We start from the raw sequence: 26,898 nt of genomic DNA, 5'->3' as shown, positions 1-26,898 counted from the left end.
GCCCTGCGTGTCGCTCCGGCGGAAACCCCCGTGCCCTTACAGCGCCGGAAGGTTCTTCCGCAGCTCGAACGCCGTGACCTCGCTGCGGTACTCCTCCCACTCCTGCCGCTTGTTGCGCAGGAAGAAGTCGAAGACGTGCTCGCCGAGGGTCTCGGCGACCAGGTCGCTGCGTTCCATCAGGGTCAGGGCCTCGCCGAGGTTCTGCGGGAGCGGCTCGATGCCCATCGCGCGGCGCTCCGCGTCGGAGAGGGCCCAGACGTCGTCCTCGGCGCCCGGCGGGAGCTCGTAGCCCTCCTCGATGCCCTTCAGGCCGGCGGCGAGGAGGACGGCGTAGGACAGGTAGGGGTTCGCGCCGGAGTCCAGGGAGCGGACCTCGACCCGGGCCGAGCCCGTCTTGCCGGGCTTGTACATCGGGACGCGGACCAGCGCCGAGCGGTTGTTGTGGCCCCAGCAGATGTACGACGGGGCCTCGCCGCCCGCGCCCGCCGTGCGCTCCGCGCCGCCCCAGATGCGCTTGTAGGAGTTGACCCACTGGTTGGTGACGGCGGAGATCTCCGCCGCGTGCCGCAGCAGGCCCGCGATGAAGGAGCGGCCCACCTTCGACAGCTGGTACTCCGAGCCCGACTCGTAAAAGGCGTTGCGGTCGCCCTCGAAGAGCGACAGGTGCGTGTGCATGCCGCTGCCGGGGTGCTCGGAGAACGGCTTCGGCATGAACGTCGCCTGGACGCCCTGCTCAAGCGCCACCTGCTTCATGACCAGGCGGAACGTCATGACGTTGTCGGCCGTGGAGAGCGCGTCTGCGTACCGCAGGTCGATCTCCTGCTGGCCGGGCGCGCCCTCGTGGTGGGAGAACTCGACCGAGATGCCCATCGACTCCAGCATGGTGATCGCCTGGCGGCGGAAGTCCATGCCGACGTTGGTCGGGGTGTGGTCGAAGTAGCCGGAGTTGTCGGCGGGCGTCGGACGGCTGCCGTCCAGCGGCCGGTCCTTCAGCAGGAAGAACTCGATCTCCGGGTGGGTGTAGAAGGTGAAGCCCAGGTCGGAGGTGCGGGCCAGGGCGCGCTTGAGCACGTAGCGCGGGTCGGCGAAGGACGGGGAGCCGTCCGGCATGAGGATGTCGCAGAACATCCGGGCCGTGCCCGGGGCCTCCGCGCGCCAGGGCAGGATCTGGAAGGTCGACGGGTCCGGCTTGGCGATCATGTCGGACTCGTAGACGCGGGCGAAGCCCTCGATGGCGGAGCCGTCGAAGCCGATGCCCTCGTCGAAGGCCTGTTCCAGTTCGGCCGGGGCCACGGCGACGGACTTGAGGAAGCCCAGCACGTCCGTGAACCACAGGCGTACGAACCGGATGTCACGCTCCTCCAACGTCCGGAGCACGAACTCCTGCTGCTTGTCCATCTTCCGCTTCCCCATCCTTGCTGGTCAGGCCGCCTGTCTTCCGTACCACGGGAGGCGGTCGGGCACCTGAGCATCCCACCACACGAGCATTTCGTACGCGTTGCGGACCATGATCGCCCGGGCTGCCCGGGGCAGAACGCCTCGCGTACGGCAGGTGTACTGCTCTTCCGCCCATAGTGCCTGCTCGCATCGACATCCGTAACGGCCGGTCCGGTCCGCTGCCCCACACACTTAATTTGCATTTCAGATGCAACTTTAAATACCGTGCGCGGCAGTCGAGTCCTGAGGAGTCCCGATGCTGTCCGAGCAGTCCGCCGTCACCGTCCGCGCCACCCTCCCCGCCGTCGGCGCGGCCCTCGACACGATCACCGAGCGCTTCTACGCCGGGCTGTTCGCGGCCCACCCCGAGCTGCTGAACGACCTGTTCAACCGGGGCAACCAGGCCGCCGGCACCCAGCGGCAGGCGCTCGCCGGTTCCGTCGCCGCCTTCGCGACGCATCTGCTGGACCACCCGGAGCAGCGGCCGGACGCGATGCTGCACCGCATCGCCCACAAGCACGCCTCCCTCGGCATCACGGCCGAGCAGTACGACATCGTCCACGAGCACCTGTTCGCCGCCATCGCCGACGTGCTCGGGGACGCCGTCACGCCCGAGGTCGCCGCCGCCTGGGACGAGGTCTACTGGCTGATGGCGAACGCCCTCATCGCCGTCGAGAAGCGGCTCCGGGAGGAGCGGGGCGGGCACGCCTGGCGGGCCTGGGAGGTCGTCGAGCGCGTCGCCGAGACCGCCGATGTCGCCACGTTCCGGTTGCGGCCCGCCGACGGCGGTCCGGTGCGGGCCTTCCTCGCGGGCCAGTACGTCTCCGTCCGCGTCGTCCTCCCGGACGGCGCCCGGCAGATACGGCAGTACAGCCTCTCCGGGGCGCCCGCCCCGGACCTCCGGCAGATCAGCGTGAAGCGCGTGCACGGCGACGGCACCCCCGACGGCGAGGTCTCGAACCATCTCCACGCGCATGTGGCGGTGGGTGACGTCCTGGAGCTGTCCGAGCCCTACGGCGACCTCGTCCTGGACGCCGGACCCGACGCTCCGCTGCTGCTGGCCTCGGCGGGCATCGGCGTGACCCCCATGACCGCGATGCTGGCCCACCTCGCCGGCTCGGGGCACCGCGCCCCCGTCACCGTCGTACACGGCGACCGCTCACCCGCCACCCACGCCCTGCGCGCCGACCACGAGGCCTGCGCCGCCAAACTGCCCGACGCGGCCGTCCACCTCTGGTACGAGCAGGACGCCCCGGCGGGCACCCGGTCCGGCCTGGTCGACCTCGCCGACGTCCCGGTCGAGCCGGGCACGCGCGCGTACCTGTGCGGGCCGCTGCCCTTCATGCGGGCGGTACGGGCCCAGCTGATCGACAAGGGCGTGGCACCGGCCGACGTCCACTACGAGGTGTTCGGGCCGGACCTGTGGCTGGCGGGGCAGGCGTAGCGGGGATCCGTCAGACAGGCCCGGAGGGTCCCCGCGAGATCCCCAGCAGCAGCGCCCCTGTCGGTTCCGCCACGATGTCCGCCACCGTGATCGGGTCCAGGGAGGCGAAGAACGCCTCCTGGGCCCGGCGCAGGGCGCCGCGCAGGCGGCAGGCGGAGTTCAGGGGGCAGGGGGTGGGGCCCTCGCAGTCGACGACGTCGCCGTCGCCCTCGAAGGCGCGCACCACGGCGCCCACCGACGCCGTGCGGCCCTGCTCGGTGAGCGTGAGGCCGCCGCCGCGGCCGCGACGGGCGGCCAGCAGGCCCATGTGCTGGAGCTCGGCGACGACCTTCGCCAGGTGCGTGTACGGCACGTCCATGCCGGCGGCGACGTCCCGGGTCGTCGGACTCGACTCGCCGGCGACGGCGAGCCGCATCAGGACCCGCAGGGCCAGGTCGGTGGAGCGCAGCAGCCGCATGCCCGAAGCGTAAGTAATCGGAATCTCAGGTTCAAATAATCCGGTCTCAGGTTCGAACAGGCCGGGGAAGCTGTCGGGCACCTGTCGGTGCCGTATCGATTCAGCCCATTTCCTGCGGCCGCTCTACGGGGGGCCCGGTCTCCCCCATTACGATCAGCTCACCCGACCGTCCCACTTTCCCCACGAAGGACACCTCATGGGCTCCGCCAAGAAGAGCAACACGGACCGCAAGGCGCGGATAGAGGAGATGCGGCGCGCCGAGCAGGCCCGTGAGCGCCGCAACCGGATCCTCACCATCGCGGCCAGTGTCGTGATCGTCTGCGGTCTCGTCGCCGGCGGTGTCGTGCTCGTGCGGTCCCAGTCCGACGACGGCGGCAGCGACACCGCGGCGAGCGACTCCTCGGCCAAGGGGAAGTTCGTCACGGACAAGGACGGCGTGAAGACCTGGGAAGGCAAGCTGGCCCGCAACCACGTCACCAAGGCGGTGAAGTACGCCTCCGTGCCGCCGGTCGGCGGTGACCACAACCAGGCCTGGATGAACTGCAACGGCGACGTCTACACCAAGGAGATCGACAACACCAACGCCGTGCACTCGCTGGAGCACGGCGCGGTGTGGGTGACGTACAACGCCGACGCGAAGAAGGCCGACGTCGACGCGCTCGCGGCGAAGGTGAAGAAGACGCCGTACACGCTGATGAGCCCGATGGACGACCAGAAGGACCCGATCATGCTCTCGGCGTGGGGTCACCAGCGCACGGTGACGGGCGCGAGCGACCCGAACGTCGACACCTTCTTCGAGAGGTTCGTCCAGGGCAAGCAGACGCCCGAGCCGGGCGCAGCCTGCACGAACGGGCTGTCGCAGTGAGGCAGGCCGGTCTGATCGCGGGGGCCGCGGTGACGGCGCTCGTCGCGGCCGGTGCCATCACCTACGCCGTCGCCGGGGACGACGGCAGCGGCCGGACCCCCTCCGCCGAGTCCGCGGACGCCGGGTTCGCGCGCGACATGGCGGTGCACCACCAGCAGGCCGTGGAGATGTCGTACATCGTGCGCGACCGCACGAAGAACGAGGAGGTGCGGCGCCTCGCGTACGACATCGCGCAGACGCAGGCCAACCAGCGCGGCATGATGCTCGGCTGGCTCGACCTGTGGGGGCTGCCCAAGGTGTCCTCGGAGCCGCCGATGACCTGGATGGACATGGGTGACACGGCCTCCGGCAAGGACGGCGCGCTGATGCCGGGCATGGCGACCAACACGGAGCTGAAGAAGCTCGGCGAACTCAGCGGGAAGCAGGCGGAGGTCTTCTACCTCCAGCTGATGACGGACCATCACAAGGGCGGCGTCCACATGGCCGAGGGCTGCGTCGACACGTGCACGGTGGGCGTGGAGAAGCGGCTCGCGCAGGGCATGGTGGACGCACAGCAGTCGGAGATCGGCCTGATGGCGGACATGCTGAAGGAGCGGGGCGCCGCGCCGCGCTCGTAGGGTGAAAAACCTCAACTCCTGGGGCGTAAGCCACAAATCGCCTTGCGTTGCGGCTTCTTGGGCTCTTCTTGGCCTCCGTAGAGCGCTTCTTGGGGTGCGCATTCCCCTGGCATGAACGGTTCGTCGCGAGAGTGGCGACCGTCGAGTGATCCACTCGCGACGAACCGCACAGGGGGTTCCATGAGATCCAACCGCGCCAAGGTGCGCGCCGGGCTGAGCATGGCAGCGACACTGCCGATGCTCGCCGGTGCGCTGGCGCTCGGCATACCCGCGGCGCACGCCGCCGACCACCCGCTCCGCGACCTGCTCGCCGGGACCAAGCCCGCGTGGGCCACGGCCAGGGCCGACAAGGGTGCCGCCTCCGACGGCGCCGGGATGTCGGCCCGGGTCTATCTCCGGGGTCGCGACGCGGCCGGCCTCGCCGCGTACGCCAAGGCCGTCTCCGACCCGGCGTCGGCCTCGTACGGCAAGTACCTGACCGCCAAGCAGGCGCAGGCACGCTTCGGCGCGACCAAGGCCCAGGTGGCGGCGGTGAAGGCCTGGCTGACGGCCGCCGGCCTGAAGGTCACCGGCGTCACGGCGCACTACGTCTCCGTCACCGGTGACGTGGCCGCCGCGGAGAAGGCGTTCGGCGCCCAGCTGCACAACTTCGCCAAGGGCTCGAAGACCTACCGCGCCCCGGCGAGCACCGCCTCCGTGCCGGCGAGCCTGGCCGACGCCGTGCTGACCGTCACCGGCCTGGACAACGCCCCGCACATGGTCACGCACGACGACCAGCTGCCGCCGCCGGACACCGTGTTCCGCAACGCCGGGCCGTTCTCCTCGTACTACGGCTCGAAGACCGCGAGCACGCTGCCGGACGCGTACGGCACGAAGATCCCGTACGTGGTCAAGGGCTACACCGGCAAGCAGCTGCGGGCCGCCTACGGCGCGGGCACGCGCACCGGCAAGGGCGTCCGGGTCGCCATCACGGACGCGTACGCCTCGCCGACGATCGCCTACGACTCGGCGACCTACGCCGGCAAGCACGGCGACGCGGCCTGGAAGACCGGCCAGCTGCACCAGGTGCTGCCCAAGAAGTACACCGACACCAAGAACTGCTCGGCCTCCGGCTGGTACGGCGAGGAGACCCTGGACGTCGAGGCCGTGCACGCGGTCGCGCCGGCCTCGGACGTCACCTACGTGGGCGCCGCGTCCTGCAACGACAGCGACCTGCTCGACGCGCTCGGCAAGGTCGTCGACCACCACCTGGCCGACATCGTCTCCAACTCCTGGGGCGAGGTCGAGGCCGCGCAGACTCCCGATCTCGCGGCGGCCTACGACCAGGTCTTCCAGCTGGGCGCGGTCGAGGGCATCGGCTTCTACTTCTCCTCCGGCGACGACGGCGACGAGGTCGCCAGTTCCGGGACGAAGCAGGTCGACTCCCCGGCCAACTCGGCGTGGGTGACCGCCGTCGGCGGCACCTCGCTGGCCGTCGGCAAGAACGACACGTACCTGTGGGAGACCGGCTGGGGCACCGAGAAGGCGACCCTGTCGTCCGACGGCAAGAGCTGGACGGACTTCCCGGGCGCGTTCACCTCCGGCGCGGGCGGCGGCACCAGCAGGACCGTCGCCGAGCCCTCGTACCAGAAGGGCGTCGTACCGGGCGCACTGGCGAAGGCCAACAGCTCGGACGGCAACCGCGTCGTCCCGGACATCGCGGCGATCGCCGACCCGAACACCGGCTTCCTGGTCGGCCAGACCCAGACCCTGCCCGACGGCAGGACGCAGGCGTACAGCGAGTACCGGATCGGCGGCACCTCGCTCGCCGCGCCGACCATCGCGGCCATCCAGGCCCTGGCCCAGGAGGCCCGCGGCGGCAAGCCGATCGGCTTCGCCAACCCGGCGATCTACGCGAAGGCCGGCTCGAAGTCCTACCACGACGTCACCGACAACCCGACGGGCTCCGGCCTGGCCGTGGCCCGCGTCGACTTCGTGAACGGCTACGACGCCACGGGCGGCCTGGCCACGTCCGTGCGCAGCCTGGGCAAGGACAGCTCGCTGTCCGCCGTGAGGGGCTACGACGACGTCACCGGCGTGGGCACGCCCGCGAGCAGTTACGTGGAGTCGTACCGGCGCCGCTGATTACCGCACGTTGACCTCCGCAAGGGGAGAGGGGTGGTGTGGGGTGACCCACACCACCCCATTGCGTCGCTCTGACGATTACACTGGGCCCGTGCCTCAACTACGTCTCGCCCTGAACCAGATCGACTCGAGCGTCGGCGACCTCGCCGGGAACACCGAGTCGATCGTCCGCTGGACCCGGCACTCCGCCGAGCAGGGAGCGCATCTCGTGGCGTTCCCCGAGATGGCGCTGACCGGGTATCCCGTCGAGGACCTGGCCCTCAGGTCGTCCTTCGTGGAGGCCTCCCGGGCGGCGCTGCGGAGCCTTGCCGCCCGCCTGGCCGACGAGGGTTTCGGTGACCTGCCGGTGATCGTCGGCTACCTCGACCGCTGCGCGACCGCCCAGCCGAAGTACGGCCAGCCGGCCGGCGCGCCACAGAACGCGGGGGCGGTGCTGTACGGCGGCGAGGTGGTCCTGAACTTCGCCAAGCACCACCTGCCGAACTACGGCGTCTTCGACGAGTTCCGCTACTTCGTGCCCGGCGACAGCATGCCGGTCCTGCGCGTCCACGGCGTGGATGTCGCCCTGGCCATCTGTGAGGACCTCTGGCAGGACGGCGGCCGTGTCCCCGCGGCGTGCTCGGCGCAGGCGGGCCTGCTGGTCTCGATCAACGCCTCGCCCTACGAGCGCAACAAGGACGACACGCGCCTGGAGCTGGTCCGCAAGCGGGCCCAGGAGGCCGGCTGCACCACGGCGTACCTCGCCATGATCGGCGGCCAGGACGAGCTGGTGTTCGATGGTGACTCGATCGTCGTGGACAAGGACGGCGAGGTCGTGGCACGGGCACCGCAGTTCGCCGAGGGCTGCGTCGTCCTGGACCTGGACCTGCCGGCGGCCCGCGACGGAGTCGCCAATGGACAGCGTGTGGACGACGGCCTGCGCATCGACCGGGTGGTCCTGTCGGAGAAGCCTCTGGCGCCGTACGAGCCCGAGCTCACCGGTGGCTACGCGGACCGCCTGGACGACGACGAGGAGGTCTACTCGGCGCTGGTCGTGGGCCTGCGGGCGTACGTCGCGAAGAACGGCTTCAAGTCGGTCCTGATCGGCCTGTCGGGCGGCATCGACTCGTCGCTGGTCGCGGCGATCGCGTGCGACGCGGTGGGCGCGCAGAACGTGTACGGCGTGTCGATGCCGTCGAAGTACTCCTCGGACCACTCCAAGGACGACGCGGCGGAACTGGCCCGCCGCACCGGTCTGAACTACCGCACGGTCGCCATCGAGCCGATGTTCGACGCGTACATGGGCGCGCTGGGCCTGTCGGGCCTGGCGGAGGAGAACCTCCAGTCGCGCCTGCGCGGCACGCTGCTCATGGCCATCTCCAACCAGGAGGGCCACATCGTCCTGGCCCCCGGCAACAAGTCGGAACTGGCGGTCGGCTACTCCACGCTCTACGGCGACTCGGTCGGCGCCTACGGCCCCATCAAGGACGTCTACAAGACGTCGATCTTCCGCCTCTCCGAGTGGCGCAACCGGGCCGCCCGGGAACGCGGCCAGACCCCGCCGATCCCCGAGAACTCCATCACCAAGCCCCCGAGCGCGGAACTCCGCCCGGGCCAGGTGGACACGGACTCGCTCCCCGACTACCCGGTGCTGGACGCGATCCTGGAGCTGTACGTCGACCAGGACCGGGGCGCCGACGAGATCGTCGCGGCCGGTTATGACCGGGCGCTGGTCACGAAGACCCTGCGCATGGTCGACACGGCGGAGTACAAGCGGCGGCAGTACCCGCCGGGGACGAAGATCTCGGCGAAGGGCTTCGGCAAGGACCGGCGACTGCCGATCACGAACGGGTGGCGGGAGTCGCTCTGACGTCCTCTCGCGCCGCCGCGCAGGGCGGGCAGAGCCCCGTCTCCGTGCCCGACAGGCCGCCGCCTCGACCCGGTTGCCGCACTCATTGAAACCGCACACCGGCCCGGCGGCCGTGTCGTCGACGACGGCGAGGCTGCCCGGGTCGAAGCGGCGGTCGAGAGCCAGTCGGCAGACCGCCTCTCGCAGTGACAGTGCGGTCTCGAAGGTTGGCTCGTCTGCCGTCACCCCAGGAGGTCCACGGAGTCGTCTCGGCGCGACAGGACGGTGCCGGCGAGGTCGAGGGCCGCGTTGCCGCTCACGAACGTGAGGTCTGCGTCACCGTCTTGACCGGTGACATGGACGGTGACAACATCGTCACTCCCTTGAGTGGTGACTTCGACAGCTCGAAGCCGGGAGGACGCGTGACCGAGATCCGCGACATCGAGGTCGTCGTCTTCGATGTCCTCGGCACACTCGTCGACGAGCCCAGGGGACTTCGAGCGGCGATTCGCGAAGCCGTACCCGCGTCGGACGAGGCGGCTGCCGACGGCCTGCTCACGTTGTGGCAACAGCACAGCGAGCTCGAACAGCGACGCATCCGGCAAGGACTCCGCGCGTACGTCGGCACCGAGACCATCGACGCGGAAGCCGCGCGGCGCGTGGCCGGCCGGGTCGGACTCTCCGACCCCGCGACCATCGCCCGGTTGGCCACAGCGGGTCAGCGGCTGCCGCCCTGGCCCGACTCCGTCGCCGGTATCGGGCGGCTGGCACGGTGGTTCCCTGTGATCGGGCTCTCCAACGCCGGTCGCACGGCGCTGCTGCACCTCAACGCACACGCCGGGCTGCGCTGGCACCAGGCCCTGTCCGCCGAAGCCGTCCAGGCGTACAAGCCGGCGCCGGAGGTCTACCGGCTCGCCGTCGACGCCGCCGGCTGTCCGCCGGAACGCGTACTCATGGTGGCCGCCCACGCCTGGGACCTCCGTGGAGCGCAGGCGGTCGGCATGCGGACCGCCTATGTTGACCGGCCGGTCGGGGACCCGCCGACGAGCGCCGATGCCTTCGACTGGCGGTTCGACGAACTCGGCCAGCTGGTCAGCTCGCTGAGGAGTGGTCAGGTAGCGTCGGCTGACACTGACAGGGGGCTGATCATGGCAGAGCGTGTGGTTCCGGACCGTGTGGTGGCCGCGGAGCGGATCGCCGCCGAGGCGGGGTTCACCAAGAGCTGCATTCCTGAAGTGGGCAGGCTGCTCAGGCTGGCCGCCGCCGCCAAGCCCGGCGGGGTCGTCGCCGAGAGCGGCACCGGCTCGGGCGTGGGCACCGCCTGGCTGCACAGTGGTCTCGGGGCCGGTGCGCGTCTCGTCACCGTGGAGCGTGACGAGGAGCTGGCCCGGCGGGCGGCCGGTGTCTTCTCGGACGACGACCGCGTCAGTGTGCTGACCGGGGACTGGCGGCTGCTTGAGCGGCACGCCCCGTTCGATGTCTTCTTCTGTGACGGCGGAGGCAAGCGGGACGCCCCCGAACGGGTCGTCGAACTGCTGGCACCCGGCGGCCTTCTCGTCCTGGACGACTTCACCCCGTCGGCCGACTGGCCGCCCCGGTTCGAGGGCGAGGTGGACGAGCTCCGCCTCTTCTACCTCACCCACCCGAGCCTGGACGCCACCGAAGTCCTCACCACGCCCTCCAGTTCGGCGGTTGTGGCGGCACGTCGCGCCTGACCACGAGAGGTTCTGTGGCGTTGCCTTCCCCGTGCGCCGAAGCGGGAGACCAACCTGCCGGGCCCTCTCGGTCGCCGTGCGCGGCGGCCCCTGCGCAGAAGCAGACGCGGCGGCCCCGTACGCACAGAGCGGCAGTCCGCAGGTACACACCCGCGGACCGCCGCCCGAGTCACAGCGCCGGCACACCGGCCTCGTTCAGTGGTGCACCGCTTCCGCCTCCTGCGGGACATGGCCGGCCACGACCCGCTCGCGCCCGCCGGCCGGCGCACTGCGCCGGTCCACCGCGTACGCCAGCGACGCCACGCCGAGGCCGAGCACGGCCAGGGCCGCACCGGCCAGGGCCGGGGAGGTGACCCCGAAACCCGCGGCCAGGGCGAGGCCGCCGATCCAGGCGCCGCCGGCGTTGGCCAGGTTGAAGGCGGCCTGGTTGGCGGAGGAGGCCAGGGACGGAGCCGACGCGGCCTTGTCCATGACCATCAGCTGGAGCGGGGAGCCGGTGGCGAAGGCCGCCATGCCGAGCAGGATCACGGCGACGGCTGCGGTGAGTTCCGTGCGCATCAGGAGCGGGAACAGCGCCAGCACCGCCACCAGAGCGCCCAGGCCGCCGAACAGCGTGCCCCGCAGGGAGTGGTCGGCCAGGCGGCCGCCCAGCAGGTTGCCGGCGGTCGCGCCGACGCCGAACAGGGCCAGCAGCAGGGTCACGCTGGCGCCGGCGTAACCGGCGGCGTCCGTGAGCATGGGCGTGATGTAGCTGTAGGCCGCGAAGAGGGCGCCGAAGCCCGCGACCGTCGTGCCGAGCGACAGCCAGACCGGGACGGAGCGCAGGGCGGCCAGTTCGCCGCGCAGGCCCTTCGCGGTGGTGTGCTCGTGGTCGTGCGGGATCAGGTACGCGAGCGCGGCGATCGCCGCCAGACCGATGGCGCTGACGCCGAGGAAGGTCGCTCGCCAGCCGAAGTGCTGCCCCATGAGGGTGGCGACGGGCACGCCCGCGACGTTCGCGACCGTCAGGCCGAGGAACATCAGGGAGACCGAGCGCGCCTTGCGCTCGGGCGCGACCATGTTCGTCGCGACGACGGCGCCGACGCCGAAGAAGGCGCCGTGCGGCAGACCGCTCAGGAAGCGGGCCGCCAGCAGCCAGCCGTTGTCGGGAGCGAGGGCCGACAGCGCGTTGCCCGCGACGAACAGCCCCATCAGGCCGATGAGGACCGTGCGGCGGGACATCTTGGCGGTGACCGCCGCCAGCAGCGGGGCGCCGATGACGACGCCCAGCGCGTACGCCGACACCAGATGGCCGGCGCTGGGTATCGAGATGTTCAGGTCGTCCGCGACGTCGGGCAGCAGCCCCATCATCACGAACTCGGTGGTACCGATGCCGAAGGCGCCCACGGCGAGGGCGAGCAGGGCCAGGGGCATGAGGGAGCCTTTCGAGACTTACGGGGATTCGTACTTGCGACTTCGTATGTTCAAGTACGGAACAAAGTCTCGCAGGCCGACTATTCCGCGAGGTCGCCGAGAGGTGAACCCTCGGTTGCCGGACCCAGCCGAACAGGACCTGAGCTGCGGTTTTCCTCAGCCGCCTGTGGTGACACTCACACGGGCCGCGATGGGAAGATGGTCACTGCCCGTCTGCGGGAGGGTCCACGAGCTCTCCGGCTTCAGGCCCCTGACCATGATCTGGTCGATGCGCGCCATCGGGAACGACGCCGGCCAGCTGAACCCGAAGCCGTTGCCGGCGGCGCCCTGCGCGGAACGCATCTGGGAGGTGACGGCGTTGAGCGCGCGGTCGTTCATCGTGCCGTTCAGGTCGCCGAGCAGTACGACGTTCTTCAGCGGTTCGTGGGCGATGGCCTCGCCCAGGAAGTCGGCGCTCCGGTCGCGCTGCCGGGCCGTGAACCCGGCCTCCATCTTCACGCGCACCGAGGGCAGGTGGGCGACGTAGACCGCGACCTGCCCGGCCGGGGCGGTCACGGTGGCGCGCATCGCCCGCGTCCAGCCCAAGTCGATGTCGACGGCCCGCACGCCGGTCAGCGGGTACTTGCTCCACACCCCGACCGTGCCCTGCACCGAGTGGTACGGGTACGTCGAGTCCAGCGACTGCTCGTACGTCGGGACATCGTCCGGCGTCAGCTCCTCCAGGGCCACCACGTCCGCGCCGGAGGCGGCCACGTCACGGGCGGTACCGGCCGGGTCCGGGTTGTCCGCGTTGACGTTGTGCGTGGCCACGGTGAGGTCGCCGCCGGTGGCGGTCTTGTCGGTGAGCTGGCCGCCGAAGAGGTTCAGCCAGACCATCGCCGGCAGCAGCACCGCGATCAGGGCGGTCGCGGACTTGCGGACCACGGCGAGGATGAGCAGCACCGGGACGAAGAGGCCGAGCCAGGGCAGGAACGTCTCGACGAGGCTGCCCAGGTTGCCGATCGTGTTCGGGATGCGTGAGTGCAGCAGCATGACCACGGCCAGCAGCACCGCGCACGTGGCCACGAGAACGCCACGCCGCCAGATCCGCCGGTCGCCGCGCCGGCCGCCGAGCAGCCGGTCGAACAGGCGCCGAAGCCGGTTTCCCCGGGGCTCGTGCCCCGAGCCGCCGTTGTCCGTCTCCGTCATGTACGCCTGCTGCGCCATACCGTCGCCTCACTGCCTGCCGTGCACACCATCGCCCCCGTGTCTACGACCCTAGGGGATGATCCGTCCCGTTCCTGCCGTCCCTCGACGGCCGTACGGGGGCGAGGACGATCGAGCCCGTGGGGGAAGTTCCGATCCGGCCCGGAGTAAGCGCCGTCTGTGACGAAACGCGCACACTAGGGCCGCTGAGCAGCGGAACTGACGGGTCGTAGGCCTTCGAGGAGTGCGTCGACGACCTGGGCGGCGAGGTCGTCGGGGAGGTCGGCGTCCGGGCGCAGGACGGAGCGCACGAGCACGGGACCGATGAACATGTCGCTCAGCAGTTCGATGTCGACGTCCGTGCGCAGTTCGCCGTTCTCCTGCCCCCGGCGCAGGATCTCCAGGCCGAGCCGGCGTCGCGGTGCGAGGACGGTGGCCTCGTACGCCGCCCAGATCTTCGGGCTGCTCTTCATCTGGGCGTGCACGTTGGTAAGGATCGCCGACGAGCGGTTGGCCAGGCCGCGCCGGCGCGCCTGTTCCAGCAGGACGACGAGGTCGTCGCGCATGGAGGTGCCGGGGAGCGGGGGGCCGGGGGGTTCGGCGGCGCGCAGGACGTCGGCGAAGAGTTCCTCCTTGCCGCTCCAGCGGCGGTAGATGGTGGCCTTGCCGACGCCGGCGGTGCGGGCGACGCGCTCGATGGACAGCTCCGCGAGGGGCACGCCCTCCTCCAGAAGCCTCATCACGCCCTCGATGATGGCGCGCTCGACGGCCTCGCTTCTGGGGCGGCCCCTCGAGGGGCCGTCCGGCCGGGAGTGCCGTTCGGCGAGGTTCACGTCGCTCTGTCCTTTCCGGGGCAGGATGGGAATGACTCTCGCAGGTCTACGACGGCGCGTCCGACAACTCCCTCTCCCCCTCCCGGGGCTCCGGCTGCCTGCCGGGCAGGAACAGCGCCACGACGACCGCGCCGATCAGTGCGACGCCCGCTCCCCACAGGGCGGTGACGTGCATCGCGTGCAGGAACGCGTCGTAGGCCGGGGTGACCAGGGCCTTGCCCTGCGGGCCCAGCTTCGCGGCGACGCCGAGGGTGGCCTCGATGGACTCCCCCGCGGTGTGCCGGACGGCCGACGGAAGCCGGCCGAGCTCGTCCTCGATGCCCGTGCGGTACGCCGTGGACAGCACCGAGCCGAGGACGGCGATGCCGAGGGCGCCGCCGACCTGCCGGAAGGTGTTGCTGAGGGCGGAGGCCGAGCCGGCCTTCTCGCGGGGCAGTGCCTGCATGATGACGACGCTGACCGGCGTCATGATGTGCGCCATGCCGGTACCCATCAGGAAGAAGATCACTTCCAGGATCCAGATGGGCGTGTCGGCGTCCAGCGTGGCGAAGGCGGCCAGCATCGCGGCGATGACCAGCATGCCGGCGGTCGTGGTGGCCTTGTTGCCGAAGCGGTCGACCAGCAGCCGGGCGCGCGGTGCGAAGATCATCTGGGCGGCGGCCAGCGGCAGCATCAGCAGACCGGTCTGGAGCGGCGAGTAGCCGCGCACGCTCTGCGTGTAGAAGACCGAGAAGAAGGTCACACCCATCAGCGCGAAGAAGACCAGCGCTATGGCGGCGATGGCGGCCGAGAAGACCTTGTTCTTGAAGTACGTGACGTCGATGGACGGGTGGTCGGTGCGCTTCTCGAACACCACGAAGGCGACGAGCACGGCGAGACCGGCGCCGATCGTCGACAGCACCGTGGCGTCGGTGAAGTCGGCGAGCTGGCCGCCCTTGATGATGCCGTAGACGAGCAGCACCAGGCCGACGACGGACAGCACGACGCCGACCGGGTCGATGCGGCCGGGCTTCGGGTCGCGGGAGTCGGGCACCAGCCACAGCATCAGCGCGAGCGCGAGCAGCACGATCGGCACGTTGACGAGGAAGACCGAGCCCCACCAGAAGTGGTCGAGGAGCACGCCGCCGGTGATCGGGCCGATGGCGATGGCGAGGCCCACGCCGCCGGCCCAGATGCCGATGGCCTTCGGCTGCTCCTCGCGCTCGAAGACGTGCATGAGGACGGCGAGGGTGGCCGGCATGACGAACGCGGCGCCGAGGCCCATGACGGCCCGGAAGGCGATGAGCTCGCCCGGGGAGCCGGAGAAGGCGGCGAGCGCCGAGCCGATGCCGAACACGGCGAGTCCGCCGAGCAGCACCTTCTTGCGTCCCAGCCGGTCCCCCAGCAGCCCGGCGGTGAACAGCAGGCCCGCGAAGACGAGGGTGTAGGCGTTGATCGCCCACTCCAGCTCGCTCTGCGTGGCCCCCAGGCCGGTCGGGGCGGGGGTGGAGATCGTCTTGATGGCGACGTTCAGGATCGAGTTGTCCAGTACGACGATCAGCAGGCTGAGCATCAGCACGCCGAGGATCGCCCATCGGCGCCGGTGCACCGCTTCCGGTATGCGAGGGCCGGTGGGGGCGGCACGGTCGGCAGGAGTGGTCATGCCATCGACCCTAGGACCATTTCAATACGAGACCGTCTCGTATTGAAATACTTTTACCGAGCCCTTACGTGCACTGTGCTCCAGGATGCCGGGAGCGGAACTCACAGGGGCTCCCCTAGCCCTGGATGACACGAGGTGCCACCATGGACGTGGTCCGGGGACGCCGTCAGGGCGCCTCGAGATGACGTGTTAGGAGCCGTGCAATGACGCAGCTTCCGGCTGCCCAGACTGATCGGAAGAAGGCCTCCGACGGCGGCAAGACGCTGTACGGAGGCAAGGGCACCCGCCGCATCACCGTGCGGGACATCGCCGCCGCCAAGGAGCGCGGCGAGAAGTGGCCCATGCTCACCGCGTACGACGCCATGACCGCGTCCGTCTTCGACGAGGCCGGGATCCCGGTCATGCTCGTCGGCGACTCGGCGGGCAACTGCCACCTCGGGTACGAGACGACCGTGCCCGTCACCCTCGACGAGATGACCATGCTGTCGGCGGCGGTCGTACGGGGCACCTCGCGCGCCCTGATCGTCGGCGACCTGCCCTTCGGCTCCTACCAGGAGGGTCCGGTGCAGGCACTGCGCTCGGCGACCCGGCTGGTGAAGGAGGCGGGCGTGCAGGCCGTGAAGCTGGAGGGGGGCGAGCGGTCGCACGAGCAGATCCGGCTGCTCGTCGAGTCCGGCATCCCGGTCATGGCACACATCGGCCTGACCCCGCAGTCCGTCAACTCGATGGGCTATCGCGTGCAGGGGCGGGGCGAGGAGGCGGCCCAGCAGCTGCTGCGGGACGCGAAGGCCGTGCAGGACGCGGGTGCGTTCGCCGTGGTGCTGGAGCTGGTTCCGGCGGAGCTGGCGGCCGAGGTGACGCGAGTGCTGCACATTCCGACCGTCGGGATCGGGGCGGGGGCCGAGACGGACGCCCAGGTGCTGGTGTGGACCGACATGCTGGGTCTGACCGGTGGGCGCGTGCCCAAGTTCGTGAAGCAGTACGCCGATCTGCGTGCGGTCATGGGCAACGCGGCGAAGGCGTTCGCCGAGGACGTGGTGGGCGGAACGTTCCCGCTGCAGGAGCACTCCGTCCACTAGGAACACTCCGTCCACCAGAGCCATAGCGGTACCACGGACAGCCCGTCGATCTTCCCCCGTCGACGGGCTGTCCCCTTGCCGGGACCGCGGCCGGGACCACCGACAAGGGCTGTCAGCGGTCTGTCGGTGATTTGTCGGTGGGAGCTGACACCGTCAGGGGCATGACGCGAATCGACAAGAACACCGGCGGCGCCGCTGTGACCGTGCGGGGGCTGGTGAAGCACTACGGCGAGACCAAGGCACTGGACGGGGTCGACCTGGATGTGCGGGAGGGCACCGTGATGGGCGTCCTCGGGCCGAACGGAGCCGGGAAGACGACCCTCGTACGGATCCTGTCCACCCTGCTCGCCCCCGACACGGGTCAGGCCACCGTCGCCGGATACGACGTCGTACGGCAGCCCCGGCACCTGCGGCGGGTGATCGGGCTCACGGGACAGTACGCCTCCGTGGACGAGAAGCTCTCGGGCTGGGAGAACCTGTACATGATCGGGCGGCTGCTCGACCTGCCCCGCAAGGACGCCCGCAGCCGGGCCGACGAGATGCTGGAGCGCTTCTCGCTGACCGAGGCGGCCAAGCGGCCGGCGGCGACGTACTCCGGAGGTATGCGGCGGCGGCTGGACCTGGCCGCGTCCATGATCGGGCAGCCGGCCGTGCTCTTCCTGGACGAGCCGACCACCGGGCTCGACCCGCGCACCCGCAACGAGGTGTGGGACGAGGTGAAGCGCATGGTCGGCGACGGGGTCACCGTGCTGCTCACCACCCAGTACATGGAGGAGGCCGAGCAGCTCGCCTCCGAGCTGACGGTCGTCGACCGTGGTCAGGTCATCGCGAACGGCGCCATCGAGGAGCTGAAGGCGAAGGTCGGCGGCCGGGCACTGCGGATCCGCCCGGCCGATCCGGTGCACCTGCGGCCCCTCGCCGCCACGCTTGACGAGCTGGGGATCACCGGGCTCGCCACCACGACCGTGGACACCGACCGGGGTGACGTCCTCGTGCCGATCCTCAGCGACGAGCAGCTGACCGCCGTGGTCGGCGCGGTCACCGCGCGCGGCATCACCCTCTCCTCCGTCACCACCGAACTCCCCAGCCTGGACGAGGTGTTCCTGTCCCTCACCGGCCACCGCGCCAGTGCCCCGCAGGACGCCGTGCCCGCCGAAGACCGTCAGGAGGTCGCCGTATGAGCGCCGCCACCGTTCCCCTCGACCACGTCGAGGCGGACGCCCGTATCTCGCTGCGCGGCCACCTGCGCCACACCGGGGCCCTGATCCGCCGCAACCTGCTGTGGATCCGCAAGGACCCGGAGTCGATGGCCGACGCGCTGTTCATGCCGGTCGTCTTCACCCTGCTGTTCGTGTTCGTCTTCGGCGGATCGATCGGGCAGGCACTGGGCGGCGGGCAGGACCGGTACGTGCAGTACGTGATCCCCGGCATGATCGCGATGATGAGCATGACGCTGTCCCAGGGCGTCGGCACCGGCTTCAGCCAGGACTTCAACTCCGGTGTCATGGACCGTTTCCGGTCCCTGCCGATCGGGCGCGGCTCGGTGCTCTTCGCGAAGATCTCGGTGGAGCTGCTGCGGATGCTGTTCGCGACCGCCGTGCTGATGATCGTCGCCGTCGCGGTCGGGTTCGAGATCACCAGCTGGCCGGGGCTGCTCGCGACCGTGGCGCTGTCCACCGCGTTCGCCTCGTCGATCATGTGGGTGTTCCTCACCCTGGGCGTGATCCTGAAGAACGCGCAGTCCGTGCAGGCGATGGGCTTCCTGGTGCTGTTCCCGCTCCAGTTCGGCTCGTCGATCTTCGCGCCGACGACGTCGATGCCGGGCTGGCTGCAGGCCTTCACCGACTACAACCCGCTGTCCACGCTGGCGGACGCCGCGCGCGGTCTGATGGTCGGCGGGCCGGTCGCGCACGACCTGTGGGTGACGCTCGGCTGGTCGGTGGCGATCACGGCGCTGATGGCGCCCGTCGCGATCCACAAGTTCCGCACGAAGAGCTGACCGGTCGCGGCCGGTCCGCGTCAGACGAGGGCGGTGGCCTCCTCGATGGAGAGGCCGCCGCCTTCCGCGTACGCGGCGTCGTACGCCGTGTCGCCGAGGGCCGCACGCGCGCGCCGTTCCGCCTGTTCGCGGGCCTCGCGCTCCTGGCGCTGGGCGACGTGGTCGGGTGGCAGCCGGGCGTCGAAGGCGCCCAGGCAACGGGCCGCGTCCACGGCGCGCCGCCCGCCGTCGAGAGCGGCCAGGGCCCAGGCACCGATGATCAGGTACCCCGAGCGCATATGGGGCGTGATGGCCTCGGACAGCGGGTCGGCGGCCCGCTCCAGCGCCTTACGGATCCGGTCCAGGCACTCCTCGTACCGTCCCTCCGTTGCGTCCAGCCACGCCTCCACGCCGAGGATGTAGGCGTCGAAGACGATGAAGTGGGCGATCCGGAAGTCCTGGCGCAGCCGCCGCAGATGCTCGCGCGCCTCCGGGACGCGGCCCGTCGTGCCGAGCCGGCCGGCCAGGAAGAGGCGGGCGGCGGGCATGGCCTCACTGTGCGAGTCCTCGTGCTGGGCGATCACCTCACGCAGCAGCCGCTCGCCGCGTTCGCCCTCGCCCGCCTCCAGCAGCGCGCTGCCCAGCCGGGCACCGAGGACGGCCGCCTGGGCGCGGGCGCCGAGGTGTTCGGCGTGCCCGATGGCCGCCTCGTAGTCGGCGGCGGCCCTCGCGTAGTCGCCCTTGCGCTCGCGGGCCTCGGCGCGCGCGGAGAGGGCCTCGGCGGTGCCCCAGGCGTCGCCGAGGCGCCGGTAGATCTCCAGCGACTCGTCGGCGTCACGGGCGGCGTCGCCCGCCCAGTCGGTGCGGTTGGCGAGGAAGTTGGCCCGCATCTGGAGGCAGGAGGCCAGCTCCCATTCAAAGCCGGGGGTCTCCCGGCAGGTGCGGATGGAGGCGTCGATGATGACGCGCAGCCGGTCCATGTCGCCGGTCAGCATCACGGCGAAGAACCAGAGCAGGCCGGGGAGCCGGCAGTTCTGCGGGAGGCCGGGTTCGTAGGTCCGGGCGATGGTCCGCAGCTTCTGCTGGGACCGGGGGTTCTGCCAGGCGTCCAGTTCGGTGTCCATACAGGCGAGATGGGCCAGGTGGATGCCGCGCCGGGCCTCCCACAGGACCTCGCCGGTCATGGGGGGCGGGGCGTCGGTGCAGCGCTGCCAGACCGGGGCGGCGCTGCGGACGGGCTCGGTGAAGGGGTCGGGGCCGAGGGCCATGACCTCGCGGCACCAGTTGCGGGCCTCGATGCGCAGGTCGCGCATCTGCCAGTACCAGACGAGGGACAGCGCCAGGCACAGTGCCTCCTGCTCGTCGCGCAGGGCGACGGCGTGGCGCAGGGCGGTGCGCACGTTCTCGTACTCCCGCTCCAGCCGATGGATGGCGGTGAGCTGGCCCGAGCCGCGCAGCAGCGGGTCGGTGACGCGGGCGAGTTCGCGGAAGTACGTCAGATGGGCGCGCTCGGCCTCGGCGCGCTGCCCGGCCTCGTCCAGCCGCTCGGCGGCGTACTCGGCGACGGTCTCCAGCAGCCGGTAACGCATCTCGCCGTCGGCCGACTCGCCGGGCGGGACGGCCACCACCAGGGAGCGGTCGACGAGCGAGCCGAGGGCCTCCAGGGCGAGCGGCCCGCACACCGCCTCGGCGGCGGGGAGGTCGCAGCCGCCCGCGAACACCGACAGCCGCCGCAGGACGTCCCGTTCGCCCTCGTCGAGGAGGTCCCAGGACCAGTCGACGACGGCTCTGAGGGTCTGCTGGCGGGGCAGTACGGTGCGGCTGCCCGAGGTGAGGAGGCGGAAGCGGTCGTCGAGCCGGTCGGCGATCTGGCGCGGCGTGAGCATCCGCAGCCGGGCGGCGGCGAGTTCGATGGCCAGGGGCAGGCCGTCGAGGCGCCGGCAGATCTCGGCGCAGGCCTCGGGGTCGTCCTCGACGCGGAAGCCGGGCCGGGCCGCCGCGCCCCGGTCGGCGAGCAGCCGCAGCGCGACCGGTTCGGGCAGCGGCTCCACGGGGCGCAGCAACTCCCCTGGCACGCCGAGGGGTTCACGGCTGGTGGCGAGGACGGTCAGGCCGGGGCAGCGCTCCAGGAGTTCCTCGGTGAGCCGGGCGGCGGCGTCGGCGACGTGCTCGCAGTTGTCGAGGATCAGCAGCATGCGGGGTCTGGAGCAGTGCTCGGCGAGCCGCTCGACAGGGTCGTCGAGCCGGTCGGCGACGGCGGCCCGGATGCCCTCGGCGCCGGCGCCGTACAGCACGGTCTCGCGGGCGCCGACGGCGGTGAGCACGGCCTCCGGCAGGGCGGCGGGGTCGTCGACCGGGGCGAGCTCGGCCAGCCACACACCGCCCGGCATGGCGTGCCGTACGGTCTCGGCGGCCTCCTGCGACAGCCGTGTCTTTCCGGCCCCGCCGGGTCCGAGCAGCGTCACCAGCCGGGCTGTGGTGAGGTCGCCCCGGATGGTCTCGATGTCGGTTTCCCGGCCGATGAAGGAGGTGAGGCGGGCGCGCAGATTGCCGGCGGGCTGGGGCGCGTCTCCGGGGCCGTCGTCCAGGGTCAGCAACTCCGTGTGCAGGGCGCGCAGTTCGGTTCCCGGGTCGACCCCGAGCCGGTCGGCGAGCAGCCGTCGCACGTTCTCGTAGGAGTCCAGCGCCTCCGCCGTGCGGCCGGCGTCGCGCAGAGCGCGCAGGCGCAGGGTCTGGAGGGGCTCGTCCAGGGGGTGGCTGTCGCACAGGGCGGTCAGTTCGGGCAGGGAGTGCTCGGCCAGGCCGAGGGCGAGGGCGGCGCTGTGACGGGCGCGCAGCACGTCCAGGCGGCGGGTGTCCAGGCGGGCCGCCTCGGCGGCGCGGTCGGGGAGGTCGGCGAGGGCCGGCCCGCGCCACAGGGCGAGGGCGTCGTCCAGGATCCCGGCCGCCTTGGCGGGGTCGCCGTCGGTCAGGGCCCGCAGCCCCTCACCGGCCAGCCGCTCGAACCGGTGCAGGTCGACATCGTCGGGCGTGGCCGTGAGCCGGTACCCGCCCTCGGCCGAGGTGACCGCGTCCGGCCCGAGCGCCCGCCGTAACCGCCCTACCAGCGCCTGTAGCGCCCCCGGGGCGTCGGCGGGCGGATCACCGCCCCACACCTCGTCGACGAGCAGCCCCACGGGGAGGGTGTGGCCGGCCCGCAGGGCCAGCACGGTCAGCAGCGCACGCAGCCGCGCCCCGCCCACCGGAACGACCGTGCCGTCGGTGCGGAGCGCCTGCGTGGTGCCGAGGATGCGGTAGCGCACGGGGACCATTGTCCCCGGTACGCCGAGAGCCGGTCACGGAGTTCGGCGGGGCGGCGGGCCGCACGGGGCCGGCCGATGGGCACGGGGAGAAGCCTCATGCCCCTGCGGCCCCGGAACTCTTGCCCCTGCCCCCCGGAACCGACCGCCCCGCGCGAGACGTTTTCCCCCTGCGCCCGGTACCGTCGGGCGTCCCATCGCGTGTTCGAGAGTGCAGGGAGTCCCATGACCACCGCCACCAGCCGCCGCAGTGAGCGGCGGATCAGTCCCGTCTTCGTCGGGATCATGGCCGTGACGGCGGTCACGGGGTGGGCGACCTGGACCGGGTTCGCGCAGCAGCCCGGGGTCGCCGTGTTCCTCTTCGTGACGGCGGCCTGGATCGTCTCGCTCTGTCTGCACGAGTACGCGCACGCGCGCACCGCCCTGCACAGCGGCGACATCTCGGTCGGTGCGAAGGGCTACCTCACGCTGAACCCGCTGAAGTACACGCACGCGCTGCTCAGCATCGTCCTCCCGGTGATCTTCGTGATCATGGGCGGGATCGGGCTGCCCGGCGGGGCCGTGTTCATCGAGCGGGGCCGGATCCAGGGGCGCTGGCGGCACAGTCTGATCTCCGCGGCGGGCCCGCTGACGAACGTGCTGTTCGCGGTGGTCTGCACGGCCCCGTTCTGGCTGGACGCGCTGGACGGCGTGCCGAGCGACTTCCGGTTCGCCCTGGCCTTCCTCGCGCTGCTCCAGGTGACGGCCGCGCTGCTGAACTTCCTGCCGGTGCCGGGCCTGGACGGCTACGGCGTCATCGAGCCCTGGCTGTCGTACAACATCCGGCGGCAGGTGGAGCCGTTCGCGCCGTTCGGCCTGCTGTTCGTGTTCGCCCTGCTGTGGCTGCCCGCGGTCAACGGCGTGTTCTTCGACGTGGTCGACTCGGTCCTGAAGTCTTTCGGGATCAGTGACTTCGAGACGTACTGCGGTCAGGAGCTGTACCGCTTCTGGCAGGGCTCGAACGAGTTCTGCTCGGCCGCTCCCTGACGGGTCAGCCCGTGACGGACTTCTCCTGCTTGCCGCGCTTCACGTAGTACCAGCACATGTTGGACGACAGGCCCGCCAGCAGCACCCAGACGATCCCCAGGAAGCTGCCCCGCGTGAAGGAGACCACGGCCGCGGCCACGGCGAGGACGCAGACGATCAGGGCGTAGAGGGCGAGGCGGGGCATCGGGTCGACTCCTGTCGGGGGACACTGCGGGCACTGCTGGTGCCGTCCAGTGTCCCCCATGCCGTCATACGTCCGTGACGCGGAGCCCCGCGTGCGCCTTGTACCGGCGGTTCACGGAGATCAGGTTCGCCACCAGCGACTCCACCTGGTGGGCGTTGCGCAGCCGCCCGGCGAAGATACCGCGCATACCGGGGATGCGCCCGGCGAGGGCCTGCACGATCTCGACGTCGGCGCGGACCTCGCCGAGCACCATCACGTCGGTGTCGATCTCGTCGATCTCCGGGTCCTGGAGCAGCACGGCCGACAGGTGGTGGAAGGCGGCCGTGACCCGGGAGTCCGGCAGCAGGGCGGCGGCCTGCTCGGCGGCGCTGCCCTCCTCGGGCTTGAGCGCGAAGGCGCCCTTCTTGTCGAAGCCGAGCGGGTTGACGCAGTCGACGACGAGCTTGCCGGCCAGTTCCTCGCGCAGGGATTCGAGGGTCTTGCCGTGGCCGTCCCACGGCACGGCGACGATCACGATGTCGCTGCGGCGCGCGGTCTCGGCGTTGTCGGCGCCCTCGACGCCGTGTCCGAGTTCCTCAGCGGCGGCCTGGGCGCGCTCGGCCGCCCGCGAGCCGATGATCACCTTCTGTCCGGCCCGGGCGAGCCGGTAGGCGAGGCCCTTGCCCTGCGGCCCGGTCCCGCCGAGCACCCCGACGACGAGTCCGGAGACGTCGGGCAGGTCCCAGGGGTCCTTGGCGGGGGCCTTCTGGGCGTTGTCGGTGACAGCACTGTCGGTAGAGGTCATGGCCCCGACTTTACGTCCGCCGCCGTCATCGGCTCAGGTCAGCTCCGTCACGGGCACCCGGCGGAAGGTGCTGGTCTCGTGGGCACCGAGGGTGGTGCCGCCGCCGGTGGAGGCGCGGGGGCCCGTGCCGGTGCGGCTTCCTGGCGTCCTGGGTGGTGTCCTTCGGCGCGGACCAGGTGAGACCGCCGTCGTCGCGCTCCGGATGTTCGACGACGGAACGGATGACCGGTCCACCTGCCCGAGCCGGGCGAATTCGTGGTGAATTCCACATCACGAGTGACCGGTTGGGGCAGGCTGCGGTCGTATGGATGCCGTACGGGTCGCGCTGCTGCGGGAAGTGCTCTCCGGGACGGAGTGGCTGGGCGCCACGCGGCGGTTCGCCGGTGCGCTGCGGGGGTCGGTGGTGTCGCACGGCGGCGGGCTGCTGCTCGTGGGCACGCCGGAGTACGAGCCGTGGCACCTGGCGGCGCATCTGGTGGACGAGGCGGCGTGGTCGGGCACACCGGAGCTGGCCCCGACGCTGGTACGGCATGACGCGCGTCTCTCGGACCCGGCGCATCTGGCGGTCGGCCTCGGGCGGCTGGAGGCGGCCCGGCGGGGCGAGACGCTGCTGGTGGTGTCCCCCGAGGCGCCTGCCGCACCCCTCCTTGAACGGGTGTCCGACGCCCGGCGCGCCGGGGCGACGGTGCTGTCCCTCGGCCCCGGTGAGGGCGAGCTGCCGGCGATGGCCCATGAGACCCTGGCCGTCCCCGACGGCTCGGAGCTGGACCTGGACACGGTCCAGCACCTGGTCAGCGCGGCGGCCGGGGAGAACGCCCTACCGGCGCCACGTGGCCGCCGCCGCTTCCGGGACAGGGTGGCGAGACTGGCGGAACACCTGACGGCCCCTCCGCCGGCGCGCTGGTAGGGCCGGCTTCGCCGGTGGTGCGGCTGCGCGACCGGCGCGCAGCCGCGAGGGTGCGCCTACTCGTCGTTCCGGCCGCCCGCCGGGGCGTCGTGCCACTTGGGGTCGTTCTCCCACTGGAGGTTGCGTGCGCGGGCGGTCTCCATCGCGTGTTCGGCTTCCGGACGGGAGACGTACGGCCCGAACCGGTCCTTGTTGGGGCACTCCGGCCCCTCCTCGACCTTCTTGTGCTCCAGGCAGTAGTACCACTCACCCGGCTTGCCGACCGTGCGCTTCTTGAACAGGGCCATGACCAGCTCCTCTCGCCATCGACATGTTCCCCCATGGCCGCTGGTTAGACTCGCTGGCATGTCTGGCCAGTCGCTGCTCGTACCGGGGGAGCTGTCCCCCACCCGTCCCGTGCCCGGAAACATCCGCCGCCCCGAGTACGTCGGCAAACCCGCGCCGACGCCGTACACCGGACCGGAGGTGCAGACGCCCGAGACGATCGAGGCGATGCGGATCGCCGGCCGGATCGCCGCCCGGGCGATGGCGGAGGCCGCGAAGCTGATCGCCCCCGGGGTGACCACGGACGAACTGGACAGGGTGGCGCACGAGTACATGTGCGACCACGGCGCCTACCCTTCGACGCTCGGCTACCGGGGCTTCCCGAAGTCGCTGTGCACCTCGGTCAACGAGGTCATCTGCCACGGCATCCCGGACTCGACGGTCCTGCGCGACGGCGACATCGTCAACCTCGACGTGACGGCGTACATCGGCGGCGTGCACGGCGACAACAACGCGACCTACCTGGTCGGTGACGTCGACGAGGAGTCGCGGCTGCTGGTGGAGCGGACCCGGGAGTCCCTCGACCGGGCGATCAAGGCGGTCAAGCCGGGCCGGCAGATCAACATCATCGGCCGGGTCATCGAGTCGTATGCCAAGCGCTTCGGCTACGGGGTGGTCCGGGACTTCACCGGCCACGGCATCAACAGCTCGTTCCACTCGGGTCTGATCATCCCGCACTACGACAGCCCGCACGCGACGACGGTCATCCAGCCCGGGATGACGTTCACGATCGAGCCGATGCTGACGCTCGGGACGCACGAGTACGACATGTGGGACGACGGCTGGACGGTCGTGACAAAGGACCGGAAGCGGACGGCCCAGTTCGAGCACACGCTGGTGGTGACGGAGTCGGGCGCGGAGGTCCTCACGCTGCCGTAGCACGCCGCCCCCGCCCCTGATGGCCCGCTCTCCTCGGAGGGCGGGCTTTTTCCATGGTTCCGGAGTACGGTTTTTACCGACACGACGTCGGGAACAGAAAGTGGGCCCATGGAATCCTTCTCGACCGTCATCCGGACCGCTTCCCGCGAGCAGCACGAGGAGGTCAGGGGCTCGACGTTCATGAGCGACCTGCTGGGGCACAAACTGGGGGTCGACGCGTTCGCCCGCTACACGGAGCAGCTGTGGTTCGTGTACGGGGCACTGGAGTCCGGCGCCGAGCGCCTGGCCGGGGACCCGGTGGCCGGTCCCTTCGTCCGCCCGGAACTGTTCCGGATGGCCTCGCTGGAACAGGACCTGGAGTACCTGCGCGGCCCCGACTGGCGATCGGGCGTCAGCGCGCTGCCCGCCACCCAGGAGTACGCGCGGCGGATCTCCGACTGCGCCCGTACCTGGCCTGCCGGCTACGTCGCCCACCACTACACCCGCTACCTCGGCGACCTCTCCGGCGGGCAGATCATCCGCGATACGGCCGAGAGGACGTGGGGCTTCCCGAAGAAGGGCGACGGGGTCCGTTTCTACGTGTTCGAGCAGATCCCCAACCCGGCCGCCTTCAAGCGGGGTTACTGGGAGCTGCTGGACGCGGTACCCGGTGACGAACTGGAGCGGCAGCGGATCGTGTCCGAGTGCAAGCGGGCGTACGCGCTGAACAACGCGGTGTTCCAGGCGCTGGGCGAGGAGTTCCCGCTGTCGGCGTGAGCGGCCCCGGAGACACAGTGACGGCGGCGGTCGGGGCGGCTGCGGCCAGAGCGGACCGGATGCGCACCGGGGCTCCTCTCGCGAAGGGTGAGGGGTCACGCCCAGAGGTCCCCGTTCGGTAC

Annotated in this window: 23 protein-coding genes and 1 pseudogene; 14 read left to right on the top strand and 10 right to left on the bottom strand. The window is 71.1% G+C overall.

The window, feature by feature from the left end:
• Nucleotides 1-36: 36 nt before the first annotated feature.
• A complete protein-coding gene (gene glnA, locus ACZ6TU_RS08565; RefSeq protein WP_466204223.1) occupies nt 37-1,398 on the bottom strand; it encodes a type I glutamate--ammonia ligase in 1,362 nt (453 codons plus the stop codon).
• A 295-nt stretch (nt 1,399-1,693) separates the two neighbouring features.
• Between glnA and ACZ6TU_RS08560 the strand changes: the two genes are divergently transcribed.
• Nucleotides 1,694-2,881 carry a globin domain-containing protein gene (locus tag ACZ6TU_RS08560; RefSeq protein ID WP_469547496.1) on the top strand — a complete coding sequence of 396 codons (1,188 nt, stop codon included), beginning with the start codon at nt 1,694-1,696 and terminating at the stop codon, nt 2,879-2,881.
• 10 nt (nt 2,882-2,891) lie between these two features.
• Here ACZ6TU_RS08560 and ACZ6TU_RS08555 read toward each other — a convergent pair whose 3' ends face one another.
• Nucleotides 2,892-3,338 (bottom strand): RrF2 family transcriptional regulator, encoded by a 447-nt coding sequence (locus ACZ6TU_RS08555; protein WP_467680816.1) that lies wholly within the window; start codon nt 3,336-3,338, stop codon nt 2,892-2,894.
• Between the two features lie 196 nt (nt 3,339-3,534).
• Between ACZ6TU_RS08555 and ACZ6TU_RS08550 the strand changes: the two genes are divergently transcribed.
• The 6 genes and pseudogenes from ACZ6TU_RS08550 (at nt 3,535) to ACZ6TU_RS08525 (ending at nt 10,487) form a co-directional block, all read left to right on the top strand.
• On the top strand, nt 3,535-4,203 hold the full coding sequence (locus tag ACZ6TU_RS08550) for a DUF3105 domain-containing protein (RefSeq protein ID WP_467680814.1): 669 nt from the start codon (nt 3,535-3,537) through the stop codon (nt 4,201-4,203).
• Nucleotides 4,200-4,820: a DUF305 domain-containing protein gene (locus ACZ6TU_RS08545; protein ID WP_467680812.1), complete on the top strand. Its 621-nt coding sequence runs from the start codon at nt 4,200-4,202 to the stop codon at nt 4,818-4,820. Before ACZ6TU_RS08550 ends, ACZ6TU_RS08545 begins: the two co-directional genes overlap by 4 nt.
• Before the next feature lie 180 nt (nt 4,821-5,000).
• The gene (locus tag ACZ6TU_RS08540) at nt 5,001-6,944 is read left to right on the top strand and encodes a S53 family peptidase (RefSeq protein WP_469547493.1); all 1,944 of its coding nucleotides are present in this window, start codon (nt 5,001-5,003) and stop codon (nt 6,942-6,944) included.
• Nucleotides 6,945-7,035: 91 nt separating this feature from the next.
• Nucleotides 7,036-8,793: an NAD+ synthase gene (locus tag ACZ6TU_RS08535; RefSeq protein WP_467680808.1), complete on the top strand. Its 1,758-nt coding sequence runs from the start codon at nt 7,036-7,038 to the stop codon at nt 8,791-8,793.
• A 401-nt stretch (nt 8,794-9,194) separates the two neighbouring features.
• Nucleotides 9,195-9,884: pseudogene (locus tag ACZ6TU_RS08530) on the top strand (haloacid dehalogenase type II); the annotation flags it as partial.
• A gap of 36 nt (nt 9,885-9,920) precedes the next feature.
• Nucleotides 9,921-10,487, top strand: coding sequence for an O-methyltransferase (locus tag ACZ6TU_RS08525; protein ID WP_467680804.1), 567 nt, complete (start codon nt 9,921-9,923; stop codon nt 10,485-10,487).
• 195 nt (nt 10,488-10,682) lie between these two features.
• On the opposite strand, the gene ACZ6TU_RS08520 is transcribed toward ACZ6TU_RS08525, so the two are convergent.
• The 4 genes from ACZ6TU_RS08520 to ACZ6TU_RS08505 all read right to left on the bottom strand — a co-directional run bounded on the left by ACZ6TU_RS08520 (nt 10,683) and on the right by ACZ6TU_RS08505 (nt 15,560).
• Nucleotides 10,683-11,900 carry an MFS transporter gene (locus tag ACZ6TU_RS08520; RefSeq protein WP_467680803.1) on the bottom strand — a complete coding sequence of 406 codons (1,218 nt, stop codon included), beginning with the start codon at nt 11,898-11,900 and terminating at the stop codon, nt 10,683-10,685.
• A 156-nt stretch (nt 11,901-12,056) separates the two neighbouring features.
• Nucleotides 12,057-13,106, bottom strand: a complete 1,050-nt coding sequence (locus ACZ6TU_RS08515) for an endonuclease/exonuclease/phosphatase family protein (protein ID WP_469547490.1) — start codon at nt 13,104-13,106, stop codon at nt 12,057-12,059.
• Between the two features lie 176 nt (nt 13,107-13,282).
• A complete protein-coding gene (locus tag ACZ6TU_RS08510; RefSeq protein WP_467680799.1) occupies nt 13,283-13,918 on the bottom strand; it encodes a TetR/AcrR family transcriptional regulator in 636 nt (211 codons plus the stop codon).
• A gap of 46 nt (nt 13,919-13,964) precedes the next feature.
• On the bottom strand, nt 13,965-15,560 hold the full coding sequence (locus tag ACZ6TU_RS08505) for an MFS transporter (protein ID WP_467680797.1): 1,596 nt from the start codon (nt 15,558-15,560) through the stop codon (nt 13,965-13,967).
• A 203-nt stretch (nt 15,561-15,763) separates the two neighbouring features.
• Here ACZ6TU_RS08505 and panB point away from each other — a divergent pair, with 203 nt between their 5' ends.
• The 3 genes from panB (at nt 15,764) to ACZ6TU_RS08490 (ending at nt 18,638) form a co-directional block, all read left to right on the top strand.
• On the top strand, nt 15,764-16,639 hold the full coding sequence (gene panB, locus ACZ6TU_RS08500; RefSeq protein WP_467680795.1) for a 3-methyl-2-oxobutanoate hydroxymethyltransferase: 876 nt from the start codon (nt 15,764-15,766) through the stop codon (nt 16,637-16,639).
• Between the two features lie 161 nt (nt 16,640-16,800).
• Nucleotides 16,801-17,820, top strand: a complete 1,020-nt coding sequence (locus tag ACZ6TU_RS08495; RefSeq protein ID WP_467680793.1) for an ATP-binding cassette domain-containing protein — start codon at nt 16,801-16,803, stop codon at nt 17,818-17,820.
• Nucleotides 17,817-18,638 (top strand): ABC transporter permease, encoded by an 822-nt coding sequence (locus tag ACZ6TU_RS08490; RefSeq protein ID WP_467680791.1) that lies wholly within the window; start codon nt 17,817-17,819, stop codon nt 18,636-18,638. The genes ACZ6TU_RS08495 and ACZ6TU_RS08490 overlap by 4 nt, the downstream gene beginning before the upstream one ends.
• Before the next feature lie 20 nt (nt 18,639-18,658).
• Here the strand turns inward: ACZ6TU_RS08490 and ACZ6TU_RS08485 are convergent, their stop codons facing one another.
• Nucleotides 18,659-21,928: a BTAD domain-containing putative transcriptional regulator gene (locus ACZ6TU_RS08485; RefSeq protein ID WP_469547487.1), complete on the bottom strand. Its 3,270-nt coding sequence runs from the start codon at nt 21,926-21,928 to the stop codon at nt 18,659-18,661.
• 213 nt (nt 21,929-22,141) lie between these two features.
• On the opposite strand from ACZ6TU_RS08485, the gene ACZ6TU_RS08480 reads away from it, so the two are divergent.
• Nucleotides 22,142-22,942: a site-2 protease family protein gene (locus ACZ6TU_RS08480; RefSeq protein WP_467680787.1), complete on the top strand. Its 801-nt coding sequence runs from the start codon at nt 22,142-22,144 to the stop codon at nt 22,940-22,942.
• A 4-nt stretch (nt 22,943-22,946) separates the two neighbouring features.
• Here ACZ6TU_RS08480 and ACZ6TU_RS08475 read toward each other — a convergent pair whose 3' ends face one another.
• Together ACZ6TU_RS08475 and npdG are read right to left on the bottom strand one after the other, a co-directional pair.
• Nucleotides 22,947-23,186: a hypothetical protein gene (locus ACZ6TU_RS08475; RefSeq protein ID WP_467680785.1), complete on the bottom strand. Its 240-nt coding sequence runs from the start codon at nt 23,184-23,186 to the stop codon at nt 22,947-22,949.
• Between the two features lie 4 nt (nt 23,187-23,190).
• The gene (gene npdG / locus ACZ6TU_RS08470) at nt 23,191-23,910 is read right to left on the bottom strand and encodes an NADPH-dependent F420 reductase (protein WP_469547484.1); all 720 of its coding nucleotides are present in this window, start codon (nt 23,908-23,910) and stop codon (nt 23,191-23,193) included.
• 304 nt (nt 23,911-24,214) lie between these two features.
• Here npdG and ACZ6TU_RS08465 point away from each other — a divergent pair, with 304 nt between their 5' ends.
• Nucleotides 24,215-24,817, top strand: coding sequence for a hypothetical protein (locus ACZ6TU_RS08465; protein WP_469547482.1), 603 nt, complete (start codon nt 24,215-24,217; stop codon nt 24,815-24,817).
• Between the two features lie 56 nt (nt 24,818-24,873).
• Here ACZ6TU_RS08465 and ACZ6TU_RS08460 read toward each other — a convergent pair whose 3' ends face one another.
• On the bottom strand, nt 24,874-25,104 hold the full coding sequence (locus ACZ6TU_RS08460) for a hypothetical protein (protein ID WP_469547481.1): 231 nt from the start codon (nt 25,102-25,104) through the stop codon (nt 24,874-24,876).
• Nucleotides 25,105-25,162: 58 nt separating this feature from the next.
• Here ACZ6TU_RS08460 and map point away from each other — a divergent pair, with 58 nt between their 5' ends.
• Both map and ACZ6TU_RS08450 read left to right on the top strand, forming a co-directional pair.
• A complete protein-coding gene (gene map / locus ACZ6TU_RS08455; protein ID WP_467680779.1) occupies nt 25,163-26,020 on the top strand; it encodes a type I methionyl aminopeptidase in 858 nt (285 codons plus the stop codon).
• Between the two features lie 108 nt (nt 26,021-26,128).
• The gene (locus tag ACZ6TU_RS08450) at nt 26,129-26,776 is read left to right on the top strand and encodes a biliverdin-producing heme oxygenase (RefSeq protein WP_467680777.1); all 648 of its coding nucleotides are present in this window, start codon (nt 26,129-26,131) and stop codon (nt 26,774-26,776) included.
• The last annotated feature ends 122 nt before the right edge of the window (nt 26,777-26,898 follow it).

This window comes from Streptomyces sp. NPDC052064, assembly GCF_055585925.1.
Note: the sequence above shows the minus strand (reverse complement) of the source record. Positions and strands in the feature narration are given on the sequence as shown.

Coding starts and splice junctions, on each gene's coding strand:
- glnA (WP_466204223.1), bottom strand. CDS start 1,398: ATGGACAAGCAGCAGGAGTTCGTGCTCCGGACGTTGGAGGAGCGTGAC.
- ACZ6TU_RS08560 (WP_469547496.1), top strand. CDS start 1,694: ATGCTGTCCGAGCAGTCCGCCGTCACCGTCCGCGCCACCCTCCCCGCC.
- ACZ6TU_RS08555 (WP_467680816.1), bottom strand. CDS start 3,338: ATGCGGCTGCTGCGCTCCACCGACCTGGCCCTGCGGGTCCTGATGCGG.
- ACZ6TU_RS08550 (WP_467680814.1), top strand. CDS start 3,535: ATGGGCTCCGCCAAGAAGAGCAACACGGACCGCAAGGCGCGGATAGAG.
- ACZ6TU_RS08540 (WP_469547493.1), top strand. CDS start 5,001: ATGAGATCCAACCGCGCCAAGGTGCGCGCCGGGCTGAGCATGGCAGCG.
- ACZ6TU_RS08525 (WP_467680804.1), top strand. CDS start 9,921: ATGGCAGAGCGTGTGGTTCCGGACCGTGTGGTGGCCGCGGAGCGGATC.
- ACZ6TU_RS08520 (WP_467680803.1), bottom strand. CDS start 11,900: ATGCCCCTGGCCCTGCTCGCCCTCGCCGTGGGCGCCTTCGGCATCGGT.
- ACZ6TU_RS08515 (WP_469547490.1), bottom strand. CDS start 13,106: ATGGCGCAGCAGGCGTACATGACGGAGACGGACAACGGCGGCTCGGGG.
- ACZ6TU_RS08505 (WP_467680797.1), bottom strand. CDS start 15,560: ATGACCACTCCTGCCGACCGTGCCGCCCCCACCGGCCCTCGCATACCG.
- panB (WP_467680795.1), top strand. CDS start 15,764: ATGACGCAGCTTCCGGCTGCCCAGACTGATCGGAAGAAGGCCTCCGAC.
- ACZ6TU_RS08495 (WP_467680793.1), top strand. CDS start 16,801: ATGACGCGAATCGACAAGAACACCGGCGGCGCCGCTGTGACCGTGCGG.
- ACZ6TU_RS08490 (WP_467680791.1), top strand. CDS start 17,817: ATGAGCGCCGCCACCGTTCCCCTCGACCACGTCGAGGCGGACGCCCGT.
- ACZ6TU_RS08485 (WP_469547487.1), bottom strand. CDS start 21,928: ATGGTCCCCGTGCGCTACCGCATCCTCGGCACCACGCAGGCGCTCCGC.
- ACZ6TU_RS08480 (WP_467680787.1), top strand. CDS start 22,142: ATGACCACCGCCACCAGCCGCCGCAGTGAGCGGCGGATCAGTCCCGTC.
- ACZ6TU_RS08475 (WP_467680785.1), bottom strand. CDS start 23,186: ATGGGGGACACTGGACGGCACCAGCAGTGCCCGCAGTGTCCCCCGACA.
- npdG (WP_469547484.1), bottom strand. CDS start 23,910: ATGACCTCTACCGACAGTGCTGTCACCGACAACGCCCAGAAGGCCCCC.
- ACZ6TU_RS08465 (WP_469547482.1), top strand. CDS start 24,215: ATGGATGCCGTACGGGTCGCGCTGCTGCGGGAAGTGCTCTCCGGGACG.
- ACZ6TU_RS08460 (WP_469547481.1), bottom strand. CDS start 25,104: ATGGCCCTGTTCAAGAAGCGCACGGTCGGCAAGCCGGGTGAGTGGTAC.
- map (WP_467680779.1), top strand. CDS start 25,163: ATGTCTGGCCAGTCGCTGCTCGTACCGGGGGAGCTGTCCCCCACCCGT.
- ACZ6TU_RS08450 (WP_467680777.1), top strand. CDS start 26,129: ATGGAATCCTTCTCGACCGTCATCCGGACCGCTTCCCGCGAGCAGCAC.